Annotated in this window: 21 protein-coding genes and 1 riboswitch; of the genes, 7 read left to right on the top strand and 14 right to left on the bottom strand. The window is 68.6% G+C overall.

Going from position 1 to position 24906, the window contains the following annotated elements:
• Nucleotide 1: 1 nt before the first annotated feature.
• From narI to QO010_RS11015, 6 genes are read right to left on the bottom strand one after another with little or no spacing between them, the layout of a single operon-like run.
• Nucleotides 2-772 carry a respiratory nitrate reductase subunit gamma gene (gene narI / locus QO010_RS11040; RefSeq protein ID WP_307349104.1) on the bottom strand — a complete coding sequence of 257 codons (771 nt, stop codon included), beginning with the start codon at nucleotides 770-772 and terminating at the stop codon, nucleotides 2-4.
• A gap of 10 nt (nucleotides 773-782) precedes the next feature.
• Nucleotides 783-1490, bottom strand: a complete 708-nt coding sequence (narJ, locus tag QO010_RS11035; protein WP_307349102.1) for a nitrate reductase molybdenum cofactor assembly chaperone — start codon at nucleotides 1488-1490, stop codon at nucleotides 783-785.
• Complete coding sequence (gene narH / locus QO010_RS11030; protein WP_307349100.1) at nucleotides 1490-3016, bottom strand: nitrate reductase subunit beta; 1527 nt, start codon at nucleotides 3014-3016, stop codon at nucleotides 1490-1492. The genes narJ and narH overlap by 1 nt, the downstream gene beginning before the upstream one ends.
• A complete protein-coding gene (locus tag QO010_RS11025) occupies nucleotides 3013-6744 on the bottom strand; it encodes a nitrate reductase subunit alpha (RefSeq protein WP_307349098.1) in 3732 nt (1243 codons plus the stop codon). Before QO010_RS11025 ends, narH begins: the two co-directional genes overlap by 4 nt.
• Entirely contained in the window at nucleotides 6741-8156 is a 1416-nt protein-coding gene (locus tag QO010_RS11020) for an MFS transporter (protein WP_307349096.1), read from the bottom strand. Before QO010_RS11020 ends, QO010_RS11025 begins: the two co-directional genes overlap by 4 nt.
• Before the next feature lie 23 nt (nucleotides 8157-8179).
• Nucleotides 8180-9589, bottom strand: a complete 1410-nt coding sequence (locus QO010_RS11015; protein WP_307349095.1) for an MFS transporter — start codon at nucleotides 9587-9589, stop codon at nucleotides 8180-8182.
• A 237-nt stretch (nucleotides 9590-9826) separates the two neighbouring features.
• On the opposite strand from QO010_RS11015, the gene ftrB reads away from it, so the two are divergent.
• Entirely contained in the window at nucleotides 9827-10597 is a 771-nt protein-coding gene (gene ftrB, locus QO010_RS11010) for a transcriptional activator FtrB (RefSeq protein WP_307349093.1), read from the top strand.
• Between the two features lie 2 nt (nucleotides 10598-10599).
• Here the strand turns inward: ftrB and moaA are convergent, their stop codons facing one another.
• The 3 genes from moaA to QO010_RS10995 form a co-directional block, all read right to left on the bottom strand.
• Nucleotides 10600-11577: a GTP 3',8-cyclase MoaA gene (gene moaA / locus QO010_RS11005; protein ID WP_307349091.1), complete on the bottom strand. Its 978-nt coding sequence runs from the start codon at nucleotides 11575-11577 to the stop codon at nucleotides 10600-10602.
• A riboswitch (molybdenum cofactor riboswitch) is annotated at nucleotides 11569-11704 on the bottom strand. It overlaps the preceding gene by 9 nt.
• Before the next feature lie 65 nt (nucleotides 11705-11769).
• A complete protein-coding gene (locus QO010_RS11000; protein ID WP_307349089.1) occupies nucleotides 11770-12939 on the bottom strand; it encodes an NnrS family protein in 1170 nt (389 codons plus the stop codon).
• 54 nt (nucleotides 12940-12993) lie between these two features.
• The gene (locus QO010_RS10995) at nucleotides 12994-15198 is read right to left on the bottom strand and encodes an adenosylcobalamin-dependent ribonucleoside-diphosphate reductase (protein WP_307349088.1); all 2205 of its coding nucleotides are present in this window, start codon (nucleotides 15196-15198) and stop codon (nucleotides 12994-12996) included.
• Between the two features lie 182 nt (nucleotides 15199-15380).
• Here QO010_RS10995 and QO010_RS10990 point away from each other — a divergent pair, with 182 nt between their 5' ends.
• On the top strand, nucleotides 15381-15929 hold the full coding sequence (locus QO010_RS10990; protein WP_307349086.1) for a hemerythrin domain-containing protein: 549 nt from the start codon (nucleotides 15381-15383) through the stop codon (nucleotides 15927-15929).
• A 116-nt stretch (nucleotides 15930-16045) separates the two neighbouring features.
• Here the strand turns inward: QO010_RS10990 and QO010_RS10985 are convergent, their stop codons facing one another.
• The 5 genes from QO010_RS10985 to QO010_RS10965 form a co-directional block, all read right to left on the bottom strand.
• Complete coding sequence (locus tag QO010_RS10985) at nucleotides 16046-17236, bottom strand: molybdopterin molybdotransferase MoeA (RefSeq protein WP_307349084.1); 1191 nt, start codon at nucleotides 17234-17236, stop codon at nucleotides 16046-16048.
• Entirely contained in the window at nucleotides 17233-17802 is a 570-nt protein-coding gene (gene moaB / locus QO010_RS10980) for a molybdenum cofactor biosynthesis protein B (RefSeq protein ID WP_307349083.1), read from the bottom strand. Before moaB ends, QO010_RS10985 begins: the two co-directional genes overlap by 4 nt.
• A gap of 3 nt (nucleotides 17803-17805) precedes the next feature.
• Nucleotides 17806-18105 (bottom strand): MoaD/ThiS family protein, encoded by a 300-nt coding sequence (locus QO010_RS10975; protein WP_307349082.1) that lies wholly within the window; start codon nucleotides 18103-18105, stop codon nucleotides 17806-17808.
• A gap of 377 nt (nucleotides 18106-18482) precedes the next feature.
• Nucleotides 18483-18866 carry a nuclear transport factor 2 family protein gene (locus QO010_RS10970; RefSeq protein WP_307349081.1) on the bottom strand — a complete coding sequence of 128 codons (384 nt, stop codon included), beginning with the start codon at nucleotides 18864-18866 and terminating at the stop codon, nucleotides 18483-18485.
• A 130-nt stretch (nucleotides 18867-18996) separates the two neighbouring features.
• A complete protein-coding gene (locus QO010_RS10965) occupies nucleotides 18997-19608 on the bottom strand; it encodes a glutathione S-transferase family protein (protein WP_307349080.1) in 612 nt (203 codons plus the stop codon).
• 741 nt (nucleotides 19609-20349) lie between these two features.
• Here QO010_RS10965 and QO010_RS10960 point away from each other — a divergent pair.
• The 5 genes from QO010_RS10960 (at nucleotide 20350) to QO010_RS10940 (ending at nucleotide 24895) form a co-directional block, all read left to right on the top strand.
• A complete protein-coding gene (locus QO010_RS10960; protein ID WP_307349078.1) occupies nucleotides 20350-21144 on the top strand; it encodes a hypothetical protein in 795 nt (264 codons plus the stop codon).
• Nucleotides 21145-21206: 62 nt separating this feature from the next.
• Nucleotides 21207-22763, top strand: a complete 1557-nt coding sequence (locus QO010_RS10955) for a phage tail sheath family protein (RefSeq protein ID WP_307349075.1) — start codon at nucleotides 21207-21209, stop codon at nucleotides 22761-22763.
• Between the two features lie 11 nt (nucleotides 22764-22774).
• Complete coding sequence (locus QO010_RS10950) at nucleotides 22775-23281, top strand: phage tail protein (protein ID WP_307349073.1); 507 nt, start codon at nucleotides 22775-22777, stop codon at nucleotides 23279-23281.
• A 25-nt stretch (nucleotides 23282-23306) separates the two neighbouring features.
• Nucleotides 23307-24071, top strand: a complete 765-nt coding sequence (locus QO010_RS10945; RefSeq protein WP_307349070.1) for a T4 family baseplate hub assembly chaperone — start codon at nucleotides 23307-23309, stop codon at nucleotides 24069-24071.
• Nucleotides 24071-24895: a hypothetical protein gene (locus QO010_RS10940; protein ID WP_307349068.1), complete on the top strand. Its 825-nt coding sequence runs from the start codon at nucleotides 24071-24073 to the stop codon at nucleotides 24893-24895. The genes QO010_RS10945 and QO010_RS10940 overlap by 1 nt, the downstream gene beginning before the upstream one ends.
• The last annotated feature ends 11 nt before the right edge of the window (nucleotides 24896-24906 follow it).

Genomic DNA, 24906 nt, shown 5'->3' with positions numbered 1-24906 from the left:
GCTATTCGGCTCCCTTCAGCGGGGTCGGCCGGCGAGCGGCGACGATCGACTGGGAATAGACGGGCGGCAGGGTCTCGGCCCGGCGGGGCAGGACGCGCCGGGTGCGAACCAGCTGCCAGCCGCGGCGATTGAGGTACCAGATCGGCGCCGACAGCATGTGGACCAGGCGGGTGAAGGGGAAGACCAGCAGGATGGTCATGCCCAGCATCAGGTGCGCCTTGAACACCCAGTGGACGTCGGCGACGTAGCCGGCCACGCCCGGCTGGAAGGTGAACACCCCCTGGGCCCATTGCATGAACTTCAGCATCTCGTGGCCGTCGCGATGCTGCAGCGACACCGGGATGGTGCTGAGGCCCAGCAGCAGCTGGATCATCAGGATGACCAGGATGGCGGTGTCGCCGAAGCTGGAGGTCTTGCGGATGCGCGGGTCGAACAGCCGGCGGTGCAGCAAGAGGCCGCCGCCGACCAGGGCCAGCGCCCCCGCCAGGCCGCCGGCGACAATGGCCAGCATCTGCTTGGCGCTGTGTGGTACGTGCAGCGCGTCGAAGACCCAGATCGGGGTCAAGAGGCCCACGAAATGGCCACCGAAGATCATCAGGACGCCCAGGTGGAACAGCACCGAGCCCATGACCAGCTGCTTGCGCCGCAGCAGCTGGGAGGAGCCCGAGCGCCAGGTGTAGGGCTCGCGGTCGAAGCGGATCACCGAGCCCAGCACCAGCACGGCCAGCGCGATGTAGGGATAGACGCCAAAGGCGATCTGGTTGAGGTCCATGGGGTGTTCCTCAGACGGCCGCGGCGGCGCGGGGGCGCGCCGGCCGGGGCGTAGCGTTCATGGCCTTCACCAGCACGTCGGCCTTGGGGCAGCCGACGTCGGAGGGCCCGAAGCTGACGGCGGTCTCGGCCCACAGCCTGTCGATGGCTTCCAGGTCGTCGGGATTGTCGTCAGGCTCGGCCATCAGCGAGGCCAGGGCCTCGGCGTCAGCCGGATCGGCGGCCAGGGCGGTCAGGGCGCCGAACACCGCGCGATACGGGCTCTGGCGCTTGTGCAGCCGCTCGCCCAGCGCGCTCAGCACGTGACTGGCCTCGCCCAGCAGCGAGACGGCCTCCTCGTCGGGCAGGGTCGAGAGGAATTCCAGGAACACCGGCAGATGGTCGGGCAGCTCGTTGGCCGACAGCTCCAGGCCCTTGGACCGGTAGAGCTCCAGCAGCGCCACCATCGCCGGACCGCGATCGCGGCTCTCGCCGTGCACGTGCTCATAGAGGTTCAGCGACAGGGAGCGGGTGCGGTCGAAGAGCCAGACATAGCGCTCCTGGGCCTCGTAGATGTCGGCGGCGGCGAGGTCTTCGGCGAGCTTGCCGAGGGCCCGGCGGACGGCGGAGGGCAGGCGGGCGTCGGCCCGCAGCACGGCCGCGGCGTCGGCGAGCAGGGCCCGATTGGCCGGCGAGGGGTAGCTGAGCAGCAGGGCCAGCGCCCGATAGCTGAGGGACATTACTTGACCTCCATGGGGGTCTTGGCGCGCGAGCGCGTCTTGGGCCCGAACAGGCCCAGTTCCGTCTTGCCGCCGGAGCAGCCGTTGCCGAAGGTGAAGCCGCAGGAGCCCTTGATGTCGTAGGCGTCCTCCACCGTCTCGCGGTGGGTCGTTGGGATGACGAAGCGGTCCTCGTAGTTGGCGATCGCCATGTAGCGGTACATCTCGTCGATATGGGCGGCGGTCAGGCCCACCCGCTCGGCGATGGCGTGGTCGATGCGGCCATCGACCGTCCTGGCCCGCATGTAGCTGCGCATGGCCAGCATCCGCTCCAGCGCCTGGACGACCGGCGGCTCGTTGCCGGCGGTCAGCAGGTTGGCCAGGTATTTCACCGGGATGCGCAGCGACTTCACGTCCGGCATCTCGCCGTCCATGGCCAGGGCCCCGGACGAGGCCGCCGACTGGATCGGCGACAGCGGCGGCACGTACCAGACCATCGGCAGGGTGCGGTATTCCGGGTGCAGCGGGAAGGCGACCTTCCAGTCGATGGCCATCTTGTAGACCGGGCTGCGGCGGGCGGCCTCGAGCCAGGCTTCCGGCACGCCGTCGCGGCGGGCCTGGTCGATCACCGCGGGGTCGGAGGGATCAAGGAAGATGTCGAGCTGGGCCTGGTAGAGGTCCTTCTCGTCCGGCGTCGCGGCCGCCGCCTCGATGCGGTCGGCGTCATAGAGCAGGACGCCCAGGTAGCGGATGCGGCCCACGCAGGTCTCGGAGCAGACGGTGGGCTGGCCGACCTCGATGCGGGGGAAGCAGAAGGTGCACTTCTCCGACTTACCGCTCTCCCAGTTGTAGTAGATCTTCTTGTAGGGGCAGGCCGAGACGCACATCCGCCAGCCGCGGCACTTGTCCTGGTCGATCAGGACGATGCCGTCCTCCTCGCGCTTGTAGATGGCGCCCGACGGGCAGGCGGCCACGCAGGTGGGGTTGAGGCAGTGCTCGCAGAGCCTCGGCAGATACATCATGAAGGTGTTTTCGAACTGGCCGTAGATCTCGGTCTCGATGCCTTCGAAATTGTAGTCGGCCTTGCGCTTGGCGAACTCGCCGCCGAGGATTTCCTCCCAGTTCGGCCCCCACTCGATCTTCTCCATCCGCTGGCCGGTGATCTGCGAGCGCGGCCGGGCGGTCGGGAACGCCTTCATCTCCGGGGCCGACTGCAGGTGGCCGTAGTCGAAGTCGAACGGCTCGTAATAGTCGTCGATCTCGGGCAGGTCGGGGTTGGCGAAGATCTTGGCCAGGATCCGCCACTTGGCCCCCATCTTCGGCTCGATCTTGCCGTTGGGCTTGCGGACCCAGCCGCCGTTCCAGCGCTTCTGGTTCTCCCAGTCCTTGGGATAGCCGATGCCGGGCTTGGTCTCGACGTTGTTGAACCAGGCGTATTCGACGCCCTTGCGGGTCGTCCAGACGTTCTTGCAGGTCACCGAGCAGGTGTGACACCCGATGCACTTGTCGAGGTTCAGCACCATGCCGATCTGGGCGCGGACTTTCATTGTGCGAAATCCTTCGAGGTCGCCGGCTCGTCCAGCCAGTCGACCTTGGTCATCTTGCGGACGACAACGAACTCGTCCCGATTGGAGCCGACGGTGCCGTAGTAGTTGAAGCCGTAGGCCAGCTGGGCGTAGCCGCCGATCATGTGGGTGGGCTTGGGCACGGTGCGGGTGCAGCTGTTGTGGATGCCGCCGCGCAGGCCGGTGATCTGCGAGCCCGGCGTGTTCACGATCTTCTCCTGGGCGTGGTACATGAAGGTCGTGCCTTCACGGATGCGCTGGGAGACCACCGCCCGCGCCGTCAGCGCGCCGTTGACGTTGAAGACCTCGATCCAGTCGTTGTCGACGATCCCGGCCTTCTGGGCGTCCGTCTCCGAAATCCACACCACCGGGCCGCCGCGGTTCAGCGTCAGCATCAGCAGGTTGTCGGAATAGGTGGAGTGGATGCCCCACTTCTGGTGCGGGGTGATGAAGTTGAGGACGATCTCGGTCTCGCCGTTGGGCTTCTTGTCCTTGACCCAGGTGGTCTTCAGGTCGACCGGCGGCTTGTAGACGCACAGCGCCTCGCCGAAGGCCCGCATCCACAGGTGATCCTGGTAGAGCTGCTGGCGGCCGGTCAGGGTCCGCCATGGGATCAGTTCGTGGACGTTGGTGTAGCCGGCCGTGTAGCAGACCTTCTCGCTCTCGATGCCCGACCAGATCGGCGAGGAGATGATCTTGCGCGGCTGGGCCAGCAGGTCGCGGAAGCGGATCTTCTCGTCCTCCTTGGGCTCGGCCAGGTGGGTGTGGTCGCGGCCGGTCTGTTTCTCCAGCGCCTTCCAGGCCTTGACCGCCACCTCGCCGTTGGTTTCCGGGGCCAGCATCAGGATGGTCTCGCAGGCGTCGATGTCAGTATCGATCCGGGGCAGGCCCTCGGTCGCGCCCGGCTCCAGCACATGGCCGTTGAGTTCGCCCAGCAGGTCGACCTCATGCTCGGTGTTCCAGGCCAGGCCCTTGCCGCCGTTGCCGGCCTTGCTCATCAGCGGGCCCAGCGAGGTGAAGCGCTTGTAGAGACCCGGATAGTCGCGCTCGACCACGGTGATCTGCGGCATGGTCTTGCCGGGGATGGCCTCGCATTCGCCGAGATACCAGTCCTTGACGTCGAAGGGCTGGGCCATCTCGCCGGGGCTGTCGTGCTGGATGGGGGTGAGGACGACGTCCTTCTCCACGCCCAGCACCTCGGGGGCCACCTCGGAGAACTTCTTGGCGATGGCCTTGAAGATTTCCCAGTCCGACTTCGACTCCCAGGCCGGGTCCACGGCCGCCGACAGCGGGTGGATGAAGGGATGCATGTCGGAGGTGTTGAGGTCGTTCTTCTCGTACCAGGTGGCCGTCGGCAGCACGATGTCGGAGTAGACGGCCGTGGTGGACATCCGGAAGTCGAGGGTGACCAGCAGGTCGAGCTTTCCCTCCGGCGCCTCGTCATGCCAGGCGACGTCGCGGGGCTTCTGCCGGCCCATGACGCCCAGGTCCTTGCCCTGCACGCCGTGCGAGGCGCCCAGCAGGTGCTTGAGGAAATACTCATGGCCCTTGCCGGACGAGCCCAGCAGGTTCGAGCGCCAGACGAACATGTTGCGCGGCCAGTTGGCCGGGTCGTCGGGGTCGTGGCAGGACAGTTCCAGCTTGCGCGACTGCAGCTCGCGCAGGGTGTAGGCCTTGGGGTCGATCCCCTCCGCCGCGGCGGCTCTGGCCACCGCCAGCGGATTGGTCTTCAGGGCCGGGGCCGAGGGCAGCCAGCCCATCCGCTCGGCCCGGGCGTTGAAGTCGATCAGCGAGGCGTCCCAGGGGCCGTCGGGCGCCGTGGGCGACAGGATCTCGGAGGCGCTGACCGTCTCGTAGCGGAACTGGTCGGTGTGGGCGTAAAAGTAGGAGGTGGAGTTCTGCTGGCGGGGCGGGCGGGCCCAGTCGGTGGCGAAGGCCAGCGGCGCCCAGCCGGTCTGCGGCCGCAGCTTTTCCTGGCCGACATAGTGGCTCCAGCCGCCGCCCGACTGGCCCACGCAGCCGCACATCACCAGCATGTTGATGACGCCGCGGTAGTTCATGTCCATGTGGAACCAGTGGTTCATCGCCGCGCCGATGATCACCATCGACTTGCCGTTGGTCTTCTCGGCGTTGGTGGCGAAGCCCCGGGCCACCGCGACGATCTGGTCGCGCGGCACGGTGGTCATCTGTTCGGCCCAGGCCGGCGAATAGGGCTGCGGGTCGTCGAAATCGGCCGGCATGTGGTCGCCGCCGAAGCCCTGGTCGACGCCGTAGTTGGCCAGGAACAGGTCATAGACGCTGGCCACCAGCGCCTCGCCGTCGGCCAGCATCAACCGCTTGACCGGCACGTAGCGGACCAGCACGTCCGGATGGTCGGTGGAGGCGAAGCCGTTCGAGGCGGCGTTGGCGAAATAGGGGAAGCGAACGCCGACCACCTGGTCATGCGCGCCCTTCAGGCCCAGGCGCAGTCTGGTCTCGCGGCCCTCGGAGTCCTTCTCCTCCAGGTTCCACTTGCCGTCCTCGCCCCAGCGGAAGCCGATCGAGCCGTTGGGGGCGACGATCTGGCCCGTGGCCTCGTCGACGGCGACGGTCTTCCAGTCGGGATTGTTGGTCTCGCCCAGCGCCCCGTCGAAGTCGGCGGCGCGCAGCAGGCGCTCGGAGACATAGCCCCCCTCCTGGGGAACCAGGCGGACCAGCATCGGCAGGTCGGAGTATTTGCGCAGATAGTCGCGGAAGTAGGGGACCTGCCGGTCGACGTGGAATTCCTTGAGGATGACATGGCCGAAGGCCATGGCCAGGGCCGCGTCCGTGCCCTGCTTCACCGGCAGCCACAGGTCGGAGAACTTGGAGGCCTCGGAATAGTCGGGGCAGATCACCACCGACTTGGCGCCGCGGTAGCGGGCCTCGGTGTAGAAGTGGGCGTCCGGCGTGCGGGTCTGCGGGACGTTGGAGCCCCAGAGCAGCAGGAAGCTGGAATTGTACCAGTCGGCGCTCTCGGCCACGTCGGTCTGCTCGCCCCAGGTCTGGGGCGAGGCCGGCGGCAGGTCGCAGTACCAGTCGTAGAACGAACCGGTGACCCCGCCGAGCAGCTGCAGGTAGCGCGCGCCGGCGGCGTAGGAGACCATCGACATGGCCGGGATCGGCGAGAAGCCGAACACCCGGTCGGGGCCCCACTCCTTCACCGTATAGGCGTTGGCGGCGGCGACGATCTCAGTGACCTCGTCCCAGGTGGCCCGCACGAAACCGCCGGAGCCCCGCATCGAGGTGTAGTCGCGGCGCTTGGCGGCGTCGGCCTGGATCGAGGCCCAGGCGGCCACGGGCGCGCGGGTGGCCCGCGCCTCGCGCCACAGCTTCAGCAGCCGGCCGCGGATCAGCGGGTATTTCACCCGGTTGGCCGAGTAGAGGTACCAGCTGTAGCTGGCCCCCCGCGCGCAGCCGCGCGGCTCGTGGTTGGGCAGTTCCGGCCGGGTGCGCGGATAGTCGGTCTGCTGGGTCTCCCAGGTGACGATGCCGCCCTTGACGTAGATCTTCCACGAGCAGGAGCCCGTGCAGTTCACCCCATGGGTCGAGCGGACGATCTTGTCGTGGCGCCAGCGGGAGCGATAGGCCTCCTCCCAGCCCCGGTCGTCGTCGCTCATGACGCCGTGGCCGTCGGAGAAGAGTTCGGTCTTGCGCGTGAAGAACGCCAGGCGGTCGAGGGTGTTGCTCATTCTGCCGGGACCTTGATGGGTTGGGGGGTGTGGAGCAGCGAGCCCTTGCGGGCGTAGACGGCCCAGTTGAGGGCGATGCAGCTCACGTAGAAGATCAGGAAGATGTAGAGGGCGGTCTCGGGTCCGCCGGTGGCCTTGATCGAATCGCCGAAGGCCTTGGGGATGAAGAAGCCGCCGAAGGCGCCGATGGCCGAGGTGAAGCCGACGATGGCCGCCGCCTCCATCTCCGAGGCCTTGAGGCGCACATCGGCCGCCACGCCCGGCATCAGGCGGGGCATGTCGCTGCGCACGATGGCGGGGATCATCTGGAAGGTCGAGGCGTTGCCCACGCCCGTCCAGAAGAACAGCCACAGGAAGCTGCCGAAGAAGATCGGGAAGGACGGCGAGGCCCCGAAGGCGCCCACGCCCTGCAGCACGCCCAGCACGCCGGCGGCCATGGCCAGGAAGGCGACCTGGGTGACATGCTCGCCGCCGAATTTGTCCGACACCCAGCCGGTCAGGGCGCGCGAGGCGGCGCCGACCAGCGGGCCCAGGAAGACCAGCTTCAGGACCATGATGTGCGGGAACAGGGTCTTGGACAGCAGCGGGAAGGCGGCCGAGAAGCCCAGAAACGAGCCGAAGGTGCCCAGGTAGAGCCAGCACATGATCCAGTTGTGGCGGCGCTTGAACACCACCGCCTGGGTGGCGAAGGAGGCCTTGGCCGAGGCGATGTCGTTCATGCCGAACCAGGCGGCGGCGGCGGCCACGACGATGAAGGGCACCCAGACGAAACCGGCGTTCTGCATCCAGACCTGGGCGGTGACGCCCGTGCCCTTGTCGACCGACAGCTGCGGGCCGCCGACGATGGGGGCCAGCAGCGCCAGGCCGGTGACGATCGGCACCAGGAACTGCATGACGCTGACGCCCAGATTGCCGAAGCCGGCGTTCACCGCCAGGGCGTTGCCCTTCTCGGCCTTGGGGAAGAAGAACGAGATGTTGGCCATGGACGAGGCGAAGTTGCCGCCGCCCAGGCCGCAGAGCAGGGACAGGCTGACGAACACCCAGTAGGGCGTGTCGGGATTCTGCACCGCCACCCCGATGCCGATGGCCGGGGCCAGCAGCGACAGGGTCGAGACCGTGGTCCACAGCCGTCCGCCCAGGATCGGGACCAGGAAGCTGTAGAAGATGCGCAGGGTCGCGCCGGACAGGGCCGGCAGGGCGGTGAGCCAGAACAGCTGGTCGGTGGTGAATTTGAAGCCGATCAGTTTCAGCTTGGCGACCACCATCGACCAGACCATCCACACCGCGAAGGCCAGCAGCAGGTTGGGGACCGAAATCCACAGATTGCGCGTGGCGATGGGCTTGCCGGTCTGGGCCCAGAACGCCGGATCCTCCGGGCGCCAGTCGCTCAGCACATGGGCGGGCTTGGCCATGGGAATTGTTCTCCCTTGCGAGATCATTCGGCGGCCTGGGGCGGCGCCGGTTGGGGATGGAGGCCGGCCATTTCCGGCAGTTCGGGCAGGTCGCGCAGGGCCGGGGTGCGGGCCCGCTCCATCCGGCGGATGGCCAGATGCATCCAGGCCAGGGCGCCGGCGACCAGCAGGAAGAGCAGCATGAAGCAGCTGGTCCAGACGTGGGTCAGATCGTTCAGGGCCCCGAAGGCGATCGGCAGGACGAAGCCGCCCAGGCCGCCGATCATGCCGACCAGCCCGCCGACCGAGCCGATGGTCTCGGGGTAGTAGACGGGGATGTGCTTGTAGACCGCCGCCTTGCCCAGGCTCATGGCGAAGCCCAGCGTGAACAGCAGGATCACGAACGGGACCAGACCCAGGGCCAGGCGGAAGGTGATCGGCCCGCCGATGCCGTCGACGATGTAAGTGGTCGCCGGATAGGACAGCAGGAAGGTGCAGACGACGCTGACGCCGAAGGTGATGTACATCACCCGCCGCGCCCCGATACGGTCGGACAGCCAGCCGCCAAACACCCGGAACAGCGAGCCCGGGATCGAATAGGCCGCCGCCAGCATGCCGGCCGCGATCAGCGGTAGGTGATAGACCGCCACCAGATAGTGGGGCAGCCACAGGGACAGCGCCACGAAGGCCCCGAAGCAGAAGAAGTAGTAGAGGGCGAAGCGCCAGACCTGCAGCCGCTTCAGCGGCTCCAGCTGCATGAGGGCGGGCGTCGCCTTGGCGCCCGTACGGCGGCGCTCGATCAGCTCGGGATCGTCACGGGTGGTGAGGAAGTAGATGACGGCCAGCCCGGCCAGGACGCTGGCCCATATCTGGGCGACGCTCTGCCAGCCGAAGGCCAGCATCACGAAGGGCGCGGCGAACTTGGTGACCGCCGCCCCGACATTGCCGGCCCCGAAGACGCCCAGGGCCGTGCCCTGCTTGGCCTTGGGGAAGAATTTCGAGACATAGGCCACGCCCACCGAGAAGCTGCCCCCCGCCAGGCCGACGCCCAGCGCCGCCAGCAGGAACTGCGGATAGGTGTGGGCGTAGGAGAGCAGCCAGGTGGCCAGGGCGGCGGACAGCATCACCGCCAGGTTGACCACTCGACCACCAAACTGGTCGGCCCAGATGCCCAGGGGCACCCGGATCAGCGAGCCGGTGAGGATCGGGGTCCCGGCCAGCAGGCCGAACTCCGCTTCGGTGAGGCCCAGGTCCTGCTTGATCCTGATCCCGATGATCGAGAACACGGTCCAGACCGCGAAACAGGCCGTGAAGGCCAGGGTGCTCATGCCGAGGGCGGCGTTGGCGCCCGGCAAAGAGGGGGCGCCGGGTTGCGAGGCGGCGCCAGATTGAGAGGGGGCGGCGGCGTGGTTCACGGCGATCTCGGCGTTGCGCGGAGCCCGATGGCGCCGCATCGCCGTGTTGATCTTACAATTACAGGTCAGGGGGTTTGACGGAGATCAATCTCGACGTCGAATTGGCCGAATAGGCGCATGTATATCCACCCGCGGCCTACGTAGTTATACTCGTCAGTAAACGTTGATCATCTATTCGGTTGACGAACATCAAGCGGCGAGCCGTCTTGATGCAAATCAAGGCGCGACCGGCAACCGGGCGGCATTCAACCTCCTGGACTCCAATGAGGCGCGCCGATGCGGGATGTCGATCTGGAACGGGTCAGGGCCCTGCCCCTGTTCTGCGGCTGCACGGACGAGACCTTCCGGACCCTGACGACCGGCGCCTTCCTGCAACGCTTTCCCGCCGGCACCACCCTGCTGCTGGAGGGTGACCAGGTCGACTTCCTCTATGTGCTGCTGGACGGCATGGTCGAGTTGGAGGGGACCTGGAACGACAGGGAGACGACGCTGGCGGTCCTGCGCCCCGTCTCGACCTTCATCCTGGCCGCCGTGGTGCTGGACGCCGACGGGCTGATGAGCGCCCAGACGGTGGAGCGCTCGGACATCCTGATGATCTCGGGCGCGGCCATCCGGCGGGTGATGTCCCAGGACGCCGGCTTCGCGGTCGCGGTCGCCCAGGAGATGGCCGGCTGCTACCGCGGCCTGGTCCGCACGTTGAAGAACCAGAAGCTGCGCGGCGGGCTGGAGCGGCTGGCCAACTATCTGATCACCCAGCGCCTGCGTCAGGGCGGCGGGGCCACCTTCGAACTGCCGCATGAAAAGCGGGTGCTGGCCTCGCTGCTCGGCATGACGCCCGAGAACCTCTCGCGCTCGCTGGCCAGCCTGGCCGACTATGGCGTGGAGGTCCACGGACCGTCGGTGACCATCACCCGGCCGGCGGTGCTGGAGCGCCTGGCCAAGCCCGACCCGCTGATCGACAACCACCAGCCGGTCACCGACGCCCTCACCGGCCAGGCCCAGCAGGAACGCTGGCCCCTCCCCGATCGGGGCATCCGCGCGGCCTGACCTCAGCCGCCGAACTGGGCCAGTTGGCGGGTGTCGCCGGCATTGCCCTCGTGCAGGCGATGCCCCGCCGGCTTGCCGGCCAGCGCCGCCAGGATTCGCGCCTGCAGCGCCTCGGGCGCGTCGACCTCGAGCAGGTCCTTCAGCCCGACCCCCAGTTCGCCGAACAGGCAGAGCCGCAGCTGGCCGCGCGCGGTGATCCGCAGGCGGTTGCAGCTGTCGCAGAAGCCCGGCGCATAGGGAGCGATCAGCCCGATCCGGCCGGCGAAGTCGGGGTGGACATATTCGACCGCCGGCCCGTCGTCGAAGGCCCGGGCGCGGGGCGTCCAGCCGCGCTCGGTCAGCCAGTTGGTGAGCACCGTCCCTGGAATGTGCTGGTCGGCGAAGAATTCGGCGTTGTCGCCAGTGCGCATCAGCTCGATGAACCGCACCGCCACGGGCCTTTCGCGAACGAACTCCACGAAGTCGGCGAAGCCGTCCTCGGCGGTGTCTCGCATCAGCACCCCGTTGACCTTGACGGCCGGCACGCCGAGCTCCAGCGCCCGGTCCAGCCCCGCCACCACGGCCGGCAGCCGGTCGTGGCCGGTGATCCGCCTGAAGCCCTCGCGGTCGAGCGAGTCGATGCTGACATTGAGATTGGTCAGGCCCGCCTGGCGCCAGACGTCGATCTGGCGCTCCAGGTTCCAGCCGTTGGTGGTGATGCAGACCTTGGAGACCCCGGGAACGGCGGCCGTCCGCGCGATGATCTGGGCCAGGTCGCGGCGCACGCTGGGCTCGCCGCCTGTCAGCCGGATCTTGGAGACGCCGAGGTCAGCGAACGCCCGCACCACCCGCTCGCATTCGAGCGGCGTCAGGAAGGTCAGGGGCGCGGTCTTCTTGAACCCGTCCGGCAGGCAGTAGGTGCAGCGGAAATTGCAGACCTCGGTGACCGAGAGCCGCAGATAGTGAAAGCGGCGGCCGAAACCGTCGACGAGATCGTCCAACTCTTGGCTCCTTTCCAAGCGCGGGAGGCGACGGCGTTTCCCCCGTCACCCTTGCCGGTCAGGCCGGCGCGGCGACCGGGCCCTGGCGCGGATGCGCGTTAGGCCAAGGCCGCTCGGAGCAGATGCGGCCGGGCGAAGGCCCAGCCGAAGCGAAGTCTTAGCCGCCGTCCCGTGGGAGCGCCTTGACGGAGATCAAGCGGCCCTCGGGCGCGGCAGGGCCAGCATCCCGTAATAGGCGACGGCGAAGCCGCCGAACGCCAGCGACCAGGCCAGGCCCGAGGCGATCAACAGCCCCGTCTGCAGATTCGGAATGAAGGGCGCCGCCACGCGCAGCAAGGCGGCGGCGTTGATGGTCAGGTAGATCGCCGTCGTCGCCCAGCCGGCCGTCAGGGGGCGACCGCTGTGTCCGCGCGTGGCGCGGCTCATCACCGCCAGGGTCATGACGCCCACCGCGCCGGCGGTCAGGGCGTGGATGCCGGCCGAGCGCGCCACGAGATCCGGCGCGGCGGCCGCGGCGCCCAGCAGGATCAGTGCAGCGCCCAGCCATCCGTAGCCCAGGTGCAGAATCCAGACGAGCGGCTCGGCCAGGGTCTGCCGACCTCGCCAGCGGGAGAGCCGAACCAGATGAGCGGCGCCCGCCAGCGCCAGGGCCACGCCGGTAAGCGTTCCCGTCGGCGCCATGACCCAGAGCGCCGCGCCCAGGCCCGTCAGTCCTAGCGCCACTCGGTCTATCATGCCGAACAATGCCGGCCCAGACTCCAGGCCGCGCGTCTTCATCCAGTTGCGGGTGAAGCTGGGGATGATGCGGCCGCCGATCAGGGCGATCAGCAGGCTCGCCGCGCCCAGCGCCAGGCGCACGCCCAATTCATCGGCCACCCGCAGATGAAAGGCGATATTGGCCAGGGCCAACAGAGTCACCAGCCCGCAGACCGGCAGGTTTCGCCAATTGCGGCCGGCCAAGACCTCCCGCCAGATGACGGCGGCGAAGGCGATGAGGAACAGGCTGTCGATCATCGCGGCCATGGGTCCCAGCAGGTCCTGAAACAGCATGGCCACCCGCCCCGATCCCCAGAGCGAGACCAGAACCGCCAGCGGCGCGCCGATCACCGGCATGCGGCCGGTCCAGTTGGGAACGGCGGTGGTCAGGAACCCGGCGATCACCGCCGCCAGGAATCCGAAGATCATCTCATGGATATGCCATTCGCGCGTCAGGGCGGCCGGACCGCCGTGGAAATAGCTGAACAGCCAGAGCGGCACGACCAGGGCGCTCCACGCCGCGCCGAACAGGAAGAAGGGACGAAAGCCGTAGCTGAAAAGCGTCGGCCCCTCGTAGGCGCGCCGGGCGGCTGAGGTGCTGGTCATATGCAAGGGTAGCGCGACAAGCGACCGAACGGATTGACAGGCATCAAGCAGCGGTTAGCCACATTTCGAATAGCCGCAGGACAGGCAGCTGTCGCAACCCTCCTTGCGGATCAGCTCGAAGCCTCCGCAGCGCGGGCAACTGGCCATGGCGAGGGGCTTTCCGGTGGGCGTCGGCTCGGCCACCAGTGCGGGCGCCGGCCCCCCCAGGTGCCGCTCGATCACCCCGCCGATCGCCGCCAGCAGCGAGGGCACGTAACGGCCGCCCAGCCAGGCGCCGCCGCGCGGATCGAACACCGCCTTCAGCTCCTCGGCCACGAAGCCGACGTCGCCGCCGCGCCGGAACACGGCCGAGATCATCCGGGTCAGGCCCAGCGTCCAGGCGTAGTGGTCCATGTTCTTGGAGTTGATGAAGATCTCGAACGGCCGCCGCACGCCACCGTCCTCGACATCGTTGAGGGTGACATAGACGGCATGGGCGCTTTCGGGCCAGACCAGCTTGTAGGTGGCGCCCTCCAGGGCCTCGGGCCGGGGGATCAGGACCGGGCCGTCGGCGGGCGCCAGCGCCGGCTCGACCGAGAGCACCGAGCCGGTGATGGCGTTGGGCCGATAGGTGGTCATCCCCTTGCAGCCGCTGCGCCAGCCCAGCCGGTAGATGTCGCTGAAGTCCTCGAAGCCGATGTCGGCCGGGCAGTTGACGGTCTTGGAGATCGAGCTGTCGACGTGAGCCTGGGCGGCGGCCTGCATGCGGACATGGGCCTGAGGGGTGAGGGTCTGGGCGCTGACGAAGACATCCTCCGGGGGCGGAGCATCGCCATGCAGCCGCTTCCACACCGACAGCGCATAGTCCTCGACCGGCTCCTCCCGCTGGGAGCCGTCCGGCTGGCGCACCTTGCGGACATAGGCATAGGCGAATACCGGCTCGATGCCCGACGAGACGTTGCCGGCCAGCAGCGAGGTGGTGCCGGTCGGGGCGATGGAGGTCAGGCAGCCGTTGCGCAGGCCGTGCCTGGCGATCAGCTCGCGGGTCTCGGAATCGAGCTCAAGGAGATTGGGCCGGTCCAGGATGGCGGGGTCATAGAGGGGAAAGACGCCCTTCTCGGCCGCCAGTTCGGCCGAGGCGCGATAGGCCTCGCGCTTGATCCGTTCCAGCCACTGGCCGGTCAGCTCGACGGCGCGGTCGCCGCCGTAGGGAACGCCGCAGAAGACCAGGGCGTCGGCCAGGCCCGTGACCCCCAGGCCGATCCGCCGCTTGGCGCGGGCCTCGGTGGCCTGGGCCTTGAGCGGAAAGCGCGAGACGTCGATGACGTTGTCCAGCATGCGCACCGCCGTGCGGGTCAGGGCGGAGAGCTGGTCCAGGTCCAGCTCCGCCCCGGGCTGGAAGGGCGTCGCCACCAGCCGCGCCAGGTTGATCGAACCCAGCAGACAGGCGCCGTAGGCCGGCAGCATCTGCTCACCGCAGGGATTGCTGGCCAGGATGGTCTCGCAGTAGCCCAGGTTGTTGCGGGCGTTCACCCGGTCGATGAAGATCACCCCCGGCTCGGCCGCGTCATAGGTGGCCCGCATCAGCCGGCCCCACAGCTCCGTCGCCCGGACCGACCCCTGCACCTTGCCCTCGAACACCAGCGGCCAGTCGGTGTCGTCGGCCAGGGCCTGCATGAAGGCGTCGGGGACCAGGACCGAGAGATTGAAATTGCGCAGCCGCGCCCCCTCCCGCTTGGCGTCGATGAAGGCCTCGATGTCGGGATGGTCGATCCGCAGGCACCCCATCATCGCCCCCCGCCGCTGGCCGGCGGAGAGAATGGTGCGGCACATGCTGTCCCAAACATCCATGAAGCTGAGCGGACCGGAGGCGTCGGCTCCCACGCCCCTCACCCGCGCCCCGGCCGGGCGGATCGAGGAGAAATCCATACCCACGCCCCCGCCCTGCTGCAGGGTCAGGGCCGCCTCGCGGACCTGGGCGAAGATGCCGCCCAGATCGTCGGGAATGCGGCCCATGACGAAGCAGTTGAACAGCGTCACCGTCCGCGCCGTGCCCGCCCCGGCCAGGATCCGGCCGGCGGGCAGGAAGCGATAGTCGCGCAGGGCCTCGGCGAAGCGTTCGCGCATCGGCCCGCGCAGGTCCGGGGTTTCCGCCTCGGCGAGGGCGGCCGCCACGCGCGACCAAGTATCCTCCACCGTCCCGTCGCCTGCCATGCCTTCAGGATTGAACCGGTATTTGCTGGACCAGATTTCGCCCGCCAGCGGAGAATCGAACGCCATCGCCATGCACTCCCAGGAAGCGGACGAGGCTGGCTGATTCTCGGATCAGGCCATTTGAGGCGCAGCCGGCGCCGGCCCCGCGATGCGACAAGGCGGGGCTTGAGGAACATCAAGCCGTCGGCGGCGCCGGTTCAAGGCGCACCCGGTCCAGACCCGCTAGGGTTCGATCAAAGGAGTCCGCCGTGCTTGAAGACCCCCCGATCTCGTCGGCCAACCATTCCGCTGCGACGCCGCAAATCCGCTGCGCCCTGATGACGCCCAAGCCCGACGGCGATCCGGACCTCAGGTCGGCCAGCCTGATCGGCCTGATCCTGACCCAGTACCATGAGCCCCACCGCCGCGAGTTGCCCCAGGCTATCGCCCTGGCCCGCAAGGTCGAGGCGATGCACGCTGCCGAGCCCGAGTGCCCGCGGGGCCTCGCCGACCTGCTGACCTTCATGCTCGACGACCTGGAGAGCCACCAGCAGCGGGAGGAGCAGGTCCTGTTTCCGATGATCCTGGCCGGCGGCAGCCCGATGATCCGCTTCCCAGTCCAGCGGATGATGGCCGAACACGAGGACGTCGAGGCCCAGTTGCTGCAGCTGCGGACCCTGACCCAGGACTTCAGCCATCCGCCTGGCGCCTGCGCCACCTGGCGAGCCCTGACCGCGCTCTGCCGCAAGCTCGATGTGGACCTGCGCGAGCATATGCAGATCGAAAACCAGGTGCTCTTCGCGCCATTCCTGGATTGACGCCCAAGGCAGCGGACCCGAGCCCCGGCCACATCCCCGGGGTACGAATGCCGCTACCGGGGATGGGCGTTAATGCGGCGGCGGACTTCCTGTTCGCCGCCGCCATTTTTAAGGTGTTAGAAGGACAGAACCTCGACAAGCCCGCCGGCTGGCAGGAGCCGCGCGCCGGCCCGGCGGCGGATCAGCAAATCCGCCATCGCCAGTTCCTTCTGGGCCGAGGAGTCCTGATTGCCCAGGGGCTTTACCCCGTCGGCGGCGCCGCGCCCCCGATGAAAGCATTCCCGGTCGCCGCAGGCGTCCAGCGGCGCCAGCAGGGGCATGGTGCGCCAGGCCAGGGCTTCCTCGGGCCTGCGGCCACCCAGGCCGGCCAGCAGCGGCGCCAGGAACAGGCGGGCCGTCACCATCGCCGCGGAGGGATTGCCCGGCAGGCCCAGGACGATCCGTTTTCCCGCCCGGCCCAGCCAGACCGGCTTGCCGGGCTTGATCGCCACCTTTTCGAACGCCAGGCGCAGTCGGTGCGACTGGAACATCGCCTTGGAGAAGTCCCGCTCGCCCACCGAGGCCCCACCCGTCACCACGACGACGTCAGCCTCGTCCAGCGCCTCGCCCGCCGCGCGGGCCAGGCCCGGCAGGTCATCGCCCAGGCGCCGGCGGGAGACCACCTCGCCGCCCCAGGCGTCAGCGAGCGCGGCGACACCGAACGAAACGCTCTCCGGGATGGTTCCCGGCGCGTCGGCGGCCTGACCGGGGGCGACGAGTTCGTCGCCGGTGCTGATCAAGGCCAGGCGCGGCCGGCGGTAGGCCTGGACCGCCCCGATGTCGGCGGCGGCGGCGGCTACCAGGGCCTGGGGCGAGAGCCGGACGCTGGCGTCCAGCAGCGTCTCGCCCAAGGCGAAATCCGAGCCGGCCGCGCGGACATGCCACGCTGGCGAGGGGCGCTCGACCAGCAGCACGGCCTCACCCTCGCGACGGGTGACCTCCTGGATCACCACGCGGTCAGCGCCGGCGGGCATCGGCGCGCCGGTGAAAATGCGCACGCAATCGCCCGCGCCGAGCGGCGCCAGGCGCGGGGCCGATCCGGCGAAGGCTTCCCCGACCAGCCGCAGCCGCACCGGTCCCGCCGCCAGGTCGGCGTCGCGCACCGCATAACCGTCCATCGCCGAAACCTCGACCGCCGGTGCTGACCGCCGCGCGATCACCGGCGCGGCCAGGATGCGGCCGGCCGCCCGATCCAGGGGTACGAACTCCACACCCAGCGGCGTGGCGAGGGCCGCCAGCCGCCGGCAGGCCTCGTCGAAGCCGATCACGAGCACACCCCACGGTAACGGGGTATCTGTCCGACCAGAGAACAAGGCTTGAAGCGGCTGTCGAATTCCAGGGCCAGCACCAGGTCCCAGGCGTCGCGGCAGGCGCCGGTCGAACCCGGCACGCAGAAGATGAAAGTCTCGTCGATCTGTCCGGCCAAGGCCCGCGATTGCAGCGTCGATATGCCCACCGTGGTCTGGCTGGCCTGGTGAAACACCACCGAAAAGCCGTCCATCTGGCGGGAGAGCATCGGCTGGATCGCTTCGGGCGTGATATCGCGCGGCGCGAAACCGGTGCCGCCAGTGGTCAGGATGACGTCGACCGCCGGGTCGAGGGTCCAGGCGCGGACCTGGGCCTGGATGGCTGCGATCTCGTCGCGCACGATCGCCTTGGCCGCCAGCCCGTGGCCGGCCGCCTGCAGCCTCTGCGCCAGCAGGCCGCCGGAGGTGTCGGTGCGCTCGTCCCGGGTATCGGACACCGTGAGGACAGCGATCGACAAAGGATAGAAGGGCAGGTCGGGATTGATGCCTGGTCCCTTGGCGGCCTTGGGGGCAATGGCGAGGTTCAACGGTCAGCCTCCGGAGAAGGGAGAGAGAAAGGTCACTTCCTGGCCGGGAAACACCCAGGGATCGCCGGTGATCATCGCCTGGTCGATCGCGACCCGCATGCCGCGTTGCCCAAGCGCCTGGGTCGCGCCTTCGACCTGTCGGACAATGCGGAGCTTGAATTGGCTCAGGGGACAGCCGGCGGACGGCAAAGCGACTTCAAGCGAGCGGCCGCAACAATCGCCGATCGGCCCAAAGAACAGCACGCGCACCATGGGGGATGCGCCGCCGCTCGGCGCCTCCGGCCGGATTTGAGCATCGATCATGCAGACGGTCCCCGTGCATCGACCTCAGCCTAGAGGCGGGCGCGGAAACCGCATTGTCCTGTATCAAGTCATCTCGCCGCAGCTGTCATGCAGGCCCCAGAATGGAGACAACTTCCTGAGTGACTGCCCCACCGCCACCATCAGCCGTTATTAACTGAATTTATTCAATATTTCTGCCGTTTCACAATCCAGCCCCAGCATTCACCCCAGCGAATCCTGATTCGAGAGTGAGAAGAGGCTCATCTGGCTACTGGGAGGTCGGCTTAGCGCCAGCTCCGGACATTGAGGCTCAGCCAAGAACCTGACCTTCGTTGGCTCCGATAGCCAAGCAGCACCCAGCGTGCCTCTGCGAGCCGGCTGCAGTAGGGCGCCCGATCCTATACGCCCTTCACATATCCCTGAGCTTCGACGATCTGGCCGGCGCGAACACGCATCAGATTGACGCCGCGCACCGAGCTTGAAGGATCAGGCCCCCAGACCAGCCGCCATTGGATAACGCCGTGATCGCCTCGCGCGATGTAGCGTTCGTTTTCGAAGTGGATGTCCGCGTTCGTGGCTATGCGGGTCCATAGAGCGATGCAGGCTTCCTTACCCTCGTGACGGGACCCGTCCGGCGCGGGCTGCGTGTTCTCGATGACGCAGTCGTCCGCAACCAGCTGCTGCAGATCCGCGGGATCGTGGGTGAGGAACACCTGATCGAAGCGCCTCAGGATTTCCTCGGTCTGGAGGCTTTCCGCATCGCGGAAGCTTTCGCTTGTCATCGTCGTCTCCAAGGTAAGGGCGTGGGCGCCCACGCCGGCTAGGGAAGGTTTCGGCCGACCGCCGCTTTGAGAGCTTTGCGCACTCCAGGCCGCGCCAGCATATCGAGCGGGCATCTTGATGGTCCTCGCGTCAGGGGCCGAAGACGTCCGGTCGATAGGTGCAGAGGGGCCGGGCCTGCAGGCGCTCGGTGTAGGCGACCAGATGAGGGAGATCAGCGGTCATCCCCAGCCACCGGGCCCAGCAGGCCGCGTAGCCGACAAAGATGTCGGTGACCGAGAAGCGGTCCTCCACCAGCCATTCCCTGTCCCGCAGGTGGGCGTCGAGGGCGGCGAGACCGCGCTTGGCGGCGGCTTCGTTCTGAGGGTAGACGGCCGGAACGCGTTCTTCCTCCGGCAAGACGAAGAGGTTGCGGGCGGTGTGCCAGAGGAAGGCCTCGATCTCGGAGAGCGTGAAGGCCACCCACTGGTCGTGCAGGGCCCGCGCCCAGGCGCCCGAGGGCGCGATCAGACCGGCCTCCGGATGGCTATCGGCGAGCCAGGTGCAGATGGCGGCGGACTCGAAAAGTGGCCGGCCATCATCGCGCAGCGCCGGCAGCTTGCTGAGCGGATGGATCGCGGCGAGCTCGGGCATGGCGAACACATCTGGCCCCTCGATGCTCTCGTAGGGCAAGCCGAGCTCCAACAAGATCCAGCGGACTCGGGTCGAGCGGGTGGGCTGCAATTCATAGAGCGTGATCGACATGGCGCGCCTCCGTTTGCGTTGGCCAGCTGCTGGCCGTCGCCAAAGGACGAAGCAAGTGCGCCCGGCCCGACAGCCTGGACCGATCAAATTGCGGCCTGGAAGCCTCCAGAGGCGTTTGTGCCGGGCCCGCGAGGTGTCCATGCGCCCCATACGCATGGGTGTTGATGAGTATCGAGCCAAGCGGCCGCGATGCGCCATCCAATATTAATTGGGCCGCTATCGATACGAGCAGTATATCGCCCTGACGCCCCGAACGGCTCGGCTCAGGTCATGCGGAGGCGGTCGTTAGGGTCTACCCTTCGCCCGCAATACGTCAGAAGCCGACGTTCGCGCGCCGCCGAAGTAGGTCCCGACAGCGGCCCACCGATCCTTAGCCGCCAACCACATCCGGAATGGAGCGACTGCCTACGCCGGCCTACGGCGCGCGCTCAGCCAACTCGAACACGTTAGCGGTTCGACTGCCCCCACCGCCAGCGCCCCACATCGGGCCGCCTTAACCAAAACCCGCGAGAAATCATCCCGTTCGCCGACCCCGACTCGCCCAGTTTGGGTTTTTCCGGGTTGACGCGACAACCGCAGGGCGCATAATTCCCGGCAAGGCGTAAAGCCAGACCAGTTTCGCGTTCTACGTGTTCACACGTCGGTGTCGGCCGGCGCGCCTGCTTTTTTCCATTTCCATACTCCCACAACCGGCGCCGCCGCCGGCGTGCGGTCGCACGCCCGGGTCGCCAAGGAGGGCCCATGCCTCAAGCCGTGCTCGGCGGTTCGCCGGTGACCCTGGTCGATGACGGCGGCCATCAACTTTCGATCCCGCTGGGACTGCTGTCCTTCACGGGCGGCAAGATCGATCCCAAGGGCTGGCCCGGCTGGGCGAAGATCCCCGGCCCCACCCAGTCGGCCGTCCAGCACTATCTGGACAACCTGGCCGCCCGTGGCCTGCTGCAGCCGGCCCCGCCGCCGCCGGTCACCCCCGCGATGGTCATCCGGGCCCTGGACGCCGGCTCGACCGGCAACTTCATCAAGATCACCCTCGTCAACCCTTCACCCATGGTGAAGCCCGAGGAAACCACGGTCGACATGACCGTCGACCTGGTCGAGACCTATAACAGCGTCACCAAGGCCAATATCGAGGGCCTGCTGGGCAAGGACGCGGCGAGCGGCAGCAATCCGGGCCTGGCCTATGTCAGCAAGCCCCCCGGCGCCCTGAGCGTGGCAGCCAAAGCGCCCTTCGACGCGTCGGGCGTCTGGACAGGCGGCGGCCTGGAGCTGACCACCCGCCGGGTGGCGAAGGCCACCGACCCGGCTCCGGCGGCCGAACTGGTCAAGAACGGCGCCAATCTCGACCTGGTCATCACCTGGACCAAGCCCTCGCCCAAGACCGCGCTCAAGGACCTGGATGGCGTCTTCGACTTCCTGTTGGACGTCGACATGCCGGCCGGTGGTTGGGGCGTGCCCAAGGCCAGCAGCTTCAAGTTGCTGGGCGGCACGGACGGCGGCCCACCCACCAAGGCCCAGTCCACCGTCCCCGGTGTCTGACGGCCGCCCTTCCAGCAACGCCCTGGCCGCGTCTCCCCTTCAATCCAGCTCGAGGTTTGCCGATGCCCGTTTCGGTCTCCTATCCCGGCCTCTACATCGAGGAACTGCCATTCAGCGCCCATAGCATCGCCGCGGCGCCGACCTCGGTGGGAGCCTTCATCGGCTACAGCCACCCCTACCGGACCAAGGCGCCGCCCGGCAAAGCCATCCGGCTGTTCAGCTTCTCGGACTACGAGACCTGGTTCGGCGGGCTGTTCACCAGCGGCCTGGCCGAGCCGGCCCTGGCCCGTTCGGTCTATGAGTTCTTCCTCAACGGCGGCTCGGACACCTGGGTGGTGGGGCTGACGCCCAAGCTGTTCAACGCCGGCGCCTTCGTCGCCAATGTCGGCGATCCGCAATACGCCCAGGTCAAGCTGCCGGCCGCCGGCCTGACCGGCATAACCTTCACGGCGCTCGAGCCGACCGACATCGTGCCGATGCAGATTTCGATCACCAACGTGCGGGGGGCCAACGACGTCTTCGACCTGGTCATCGCCTATGGCAGCCGGGTCGAGACCTATCGCGGCGTCTCGCTGACCGGGGCCGCGGCGGACAGCCCCGGCAGCCGGATCAACGACATCTCCAATCTGGTCACCGTGGCGCCGGCCGGCGGCGGCTATGGGGTCACGGTGCCTGGTCCGGAGGCGGGGACCATCAAGGTCCTGGCCTCGGCCTTTCCGGCCCATGATTCCAACTTCAGCGGCGCGGACTTCATCGGGGTCTTCCAGGCCGACACCTCGCTGGACAAGGTCGAGCAGTTCAACATCCTGGTGACCCCGGGCGTCTCGGCAAACGCGGTGCAGAGCGCGGCCATGGCCTTCGCCGAGCGCAAGCGGGCCTTCTACATCGCCGACCCGCCGCCCAACGCCGAGGCCGACGCCAGCGGCGGCGGCTGGACCATCGAGGCGGCCTGGGCCAACATCCCGCGCAGCCAGAACGCGGCCCTCTACTTCCCCTACCTGCAGAGCACCGACCAGATCACCGGCAAGCCGATCGACGTGCCGCCGTCGGGCTTTGTCGCCGGCATCTATGCCCGCACCGACAGCCGGCGCGGGGTGTGGAAGGCGCCGGCGGGGCTGGAGACCACGGTGCTGGACACCACCGGCCCAGTGCCGACCGGCCGCATGAACGACCCGCGCCACGGGGTGCTCAACAAGTCCTCGATCAACGTGCTGCGCCAGTTCACCACCGGCACGGTCGTGTTCGGGGCCCGCACGACGGTGGCCGACAACGACGCCTTCGCGCAGTCGAAATACGTGCCCGTGCGGCGGATGACCCTGTTCATCGAGCAGACCCTGCTGGCCAACCTGCGCTGGGTGATCTTCGAGCCCAATGACGAGCCTTTATGGCTGTCGATCCGCAGCTCGATCGAGAACTTCATGCTGTCCCTGTTCAACCAGGGCGCCCTGCAGGGGTCGAAGCCCAGCCTGGCCTTCCAGGTCAAGTGCGACGCCTCGACCACCACGGCCGACGATCAGCAGAACGGCATCGTCAACATCGTGGTGGCCTTCGCCCCGCTGAAACCCGCCGAGTTCGTGGTCATCAAGATCGCCCACCTGGCCGGCCAGGCCGCCTCTTAAGGAAGACCGCCATGCCGACTTTCAGCGTCAATGTGAACCGCTTCGACCCCTACAAGACCTTCGCCTTCCTGGTCTATTTCGGCGCCTCGACCACCCCCGTGGCCGCCGTCAGCAAGGTGGGCGGGCTGAAGCGCTCGTCCGAGCCGATCGACTACAAGCAGGGCGGCGACGCCATCATCCGCCGGGGCCTGGGGCGGACCAAGTACGACGACATCACCCTGGAGCGGGGCCTGACCCACGATCCGGACTTCGCGGTCTGGGCCAACGCCGCCCAGGTGCTGGACAAGGGCGCGGCCTCGACCTCGCTCAAGGACCTGCGCCGCGAGGTGCGGATCGACCTGCTCAACGAGGCGCGCCAGCCGGTCTACCGCTTCCACCTGCACCGCTGCTGGGTGTCGGAATACCAGGCCCTGCCGGACCTGGACGCCGGCGCCAACGCCATCGCCCTGGAGCATATCAAGCTCGCCCATGAGGGCTGGGAACAGGATCTGGCCCTGTCCGAGCCGAAAGAAATCTAGGCGCGTCATGTTCGGTGGGACGGTCGTGCATCTTCCCGTCGACGGGCGGACCGTCAGGCTGCGGCCCCTGGCCGGGGCCGACGAACTGGCCATAGCCGAGGCGCAGGGCTCGCCGCTGGAAACGGCGCTGGTCCTGCTGCAGCGGCTGGCCAGCCCGGCCGACGACGGCGCCGACGACTGGTCGGCGCTCAGCGTCACCGACTTCGAGCTGCTGCTGCTGGCCTTCCGGCGCGGGTTGTTCGGGGACCTGGTGCGCAGCGACTTCTTCTGTCCGCAGGACGGCTGCGGGGAGCGGGTGGAGATCGAGTTCTCGCTGGCCGACTTCGTGGCGGGCGTCACGCCCGGCCGGCCGCGCGGGGTCAGCGACGACCCGGACCGTCCGGGCTGGCGACGGTTGGGCGAGGCGGCCTTCCGCCCGCCGGCGGTGCGCGACCAGGTGATGGCCCAGGCCGGAGGCGGGGCAGACCTGCTGGCCCGTCGCTGCATCGAGCCGCCCAACCCGCCAGCCCGGCTGAAGCTGCGCTGCGTCAGCGCCATGGAGGCCATCGCCCCGGAGGTCTCCCAGACCCTGGAGGGCGTCTGCCCCGGTTGCGGCGCGCCGGTCCGGGCGGTGTTCCACGTGCCGGCCTTCGTCGTCGCCGAGGTGCAGCGGGCCTTCGGACGGATCACCGAGGAGGTCGACCTGATCGCCCGGGCCTATCACTGGTCGGAGGCCGAGATTCTCAGCCTGCCGCGCCGCCGGCGTCAGGACTACGCCGCCCGCATCCGCGACCGGGGGCTGGCCGCCTGATGGCCAAGGTCCCCGCATACCTGGCGCGCCTCGCCAACCCGCTGGCCCAGGCTCCCCTGGCGCTGGGCCCCAGCACGCGCCGGCCGGCCGAGCCGGGCGACGAGGCCCCGCCGCCTGCGCCGGCCGTGACCCGGCCTCTGCCCCAGCCAGCGCCCCGCGCCGCGATCCCGGAGCCGGGCCCAGTGGCGTCGCCGATCCCGCAGACGGTCACTCCTATCCTGCCCGACCCGCCGCCGAACGAAGCGGTACTGGCCGAAGTCCCACCGGCGCTCGCGCCGCCCCGCCTGACCGAAACGCCGATCAAGGCTGCGGTCGATACGCCCGCGCCGGTTCCGCAAGCCGTCGTGGTTCAGCCCCTCCAGCCTCCGACACCCCATGCGCCGCGCCCTGCTCCGGCCAGGCCCGCGCCGACCGCCGCCGAGCCGACGGTCGCAGCCGCGCCATCGCCGAGGCCTTCGACACCCGAGCCGCTGGCTCAAGCCCTCCCGACTACAGCGCTTGCCGTCTCGCAACCGGCCAAGCCCACGTCCAAGCCCGCCCCAGCCGTCGACCTGCCCAGGGCCCAGGCCAGGTCCGCTCCGCCCGCCGCCCAGCCCGCGCCCCCGATCCTGCAACCCGCCGCGCCGGCCGAACCGCTCCGCACCGCCCCTCGCCGGGCCGAGCCGGCCGCCGCTCCGTCGATCCATATCGGCGCCATCGAGGTCCGCATGGCCTCGCCGCCGCCGCCCGCCCCCGCGCCGCAACCCCATCGCGCCGCCACGCCGGCCCGTCCCGCCATGCCCAGCCCGGGCTATGCCTGGCGCTATGGCCGGGCGCAGAGCTGAGGGATCGGGCG

Origin of the sequence: Caulobacter ginsengisoli, from assembly GCF_030814835.1 — a bacterium.
Taxonomy (GTDB): Bacteria; Pseudomonadota; Alphaproteobacteria; order Caulobacterales; family Caulobacteraceae; genus Caulobacter; species Caulobacter ginsengisoli.
The sequence above is the reverse complement of the archived record's forward strand: the minus strand, read 5'-3'. Positions and strand labels throughout refer to the sequence as shown.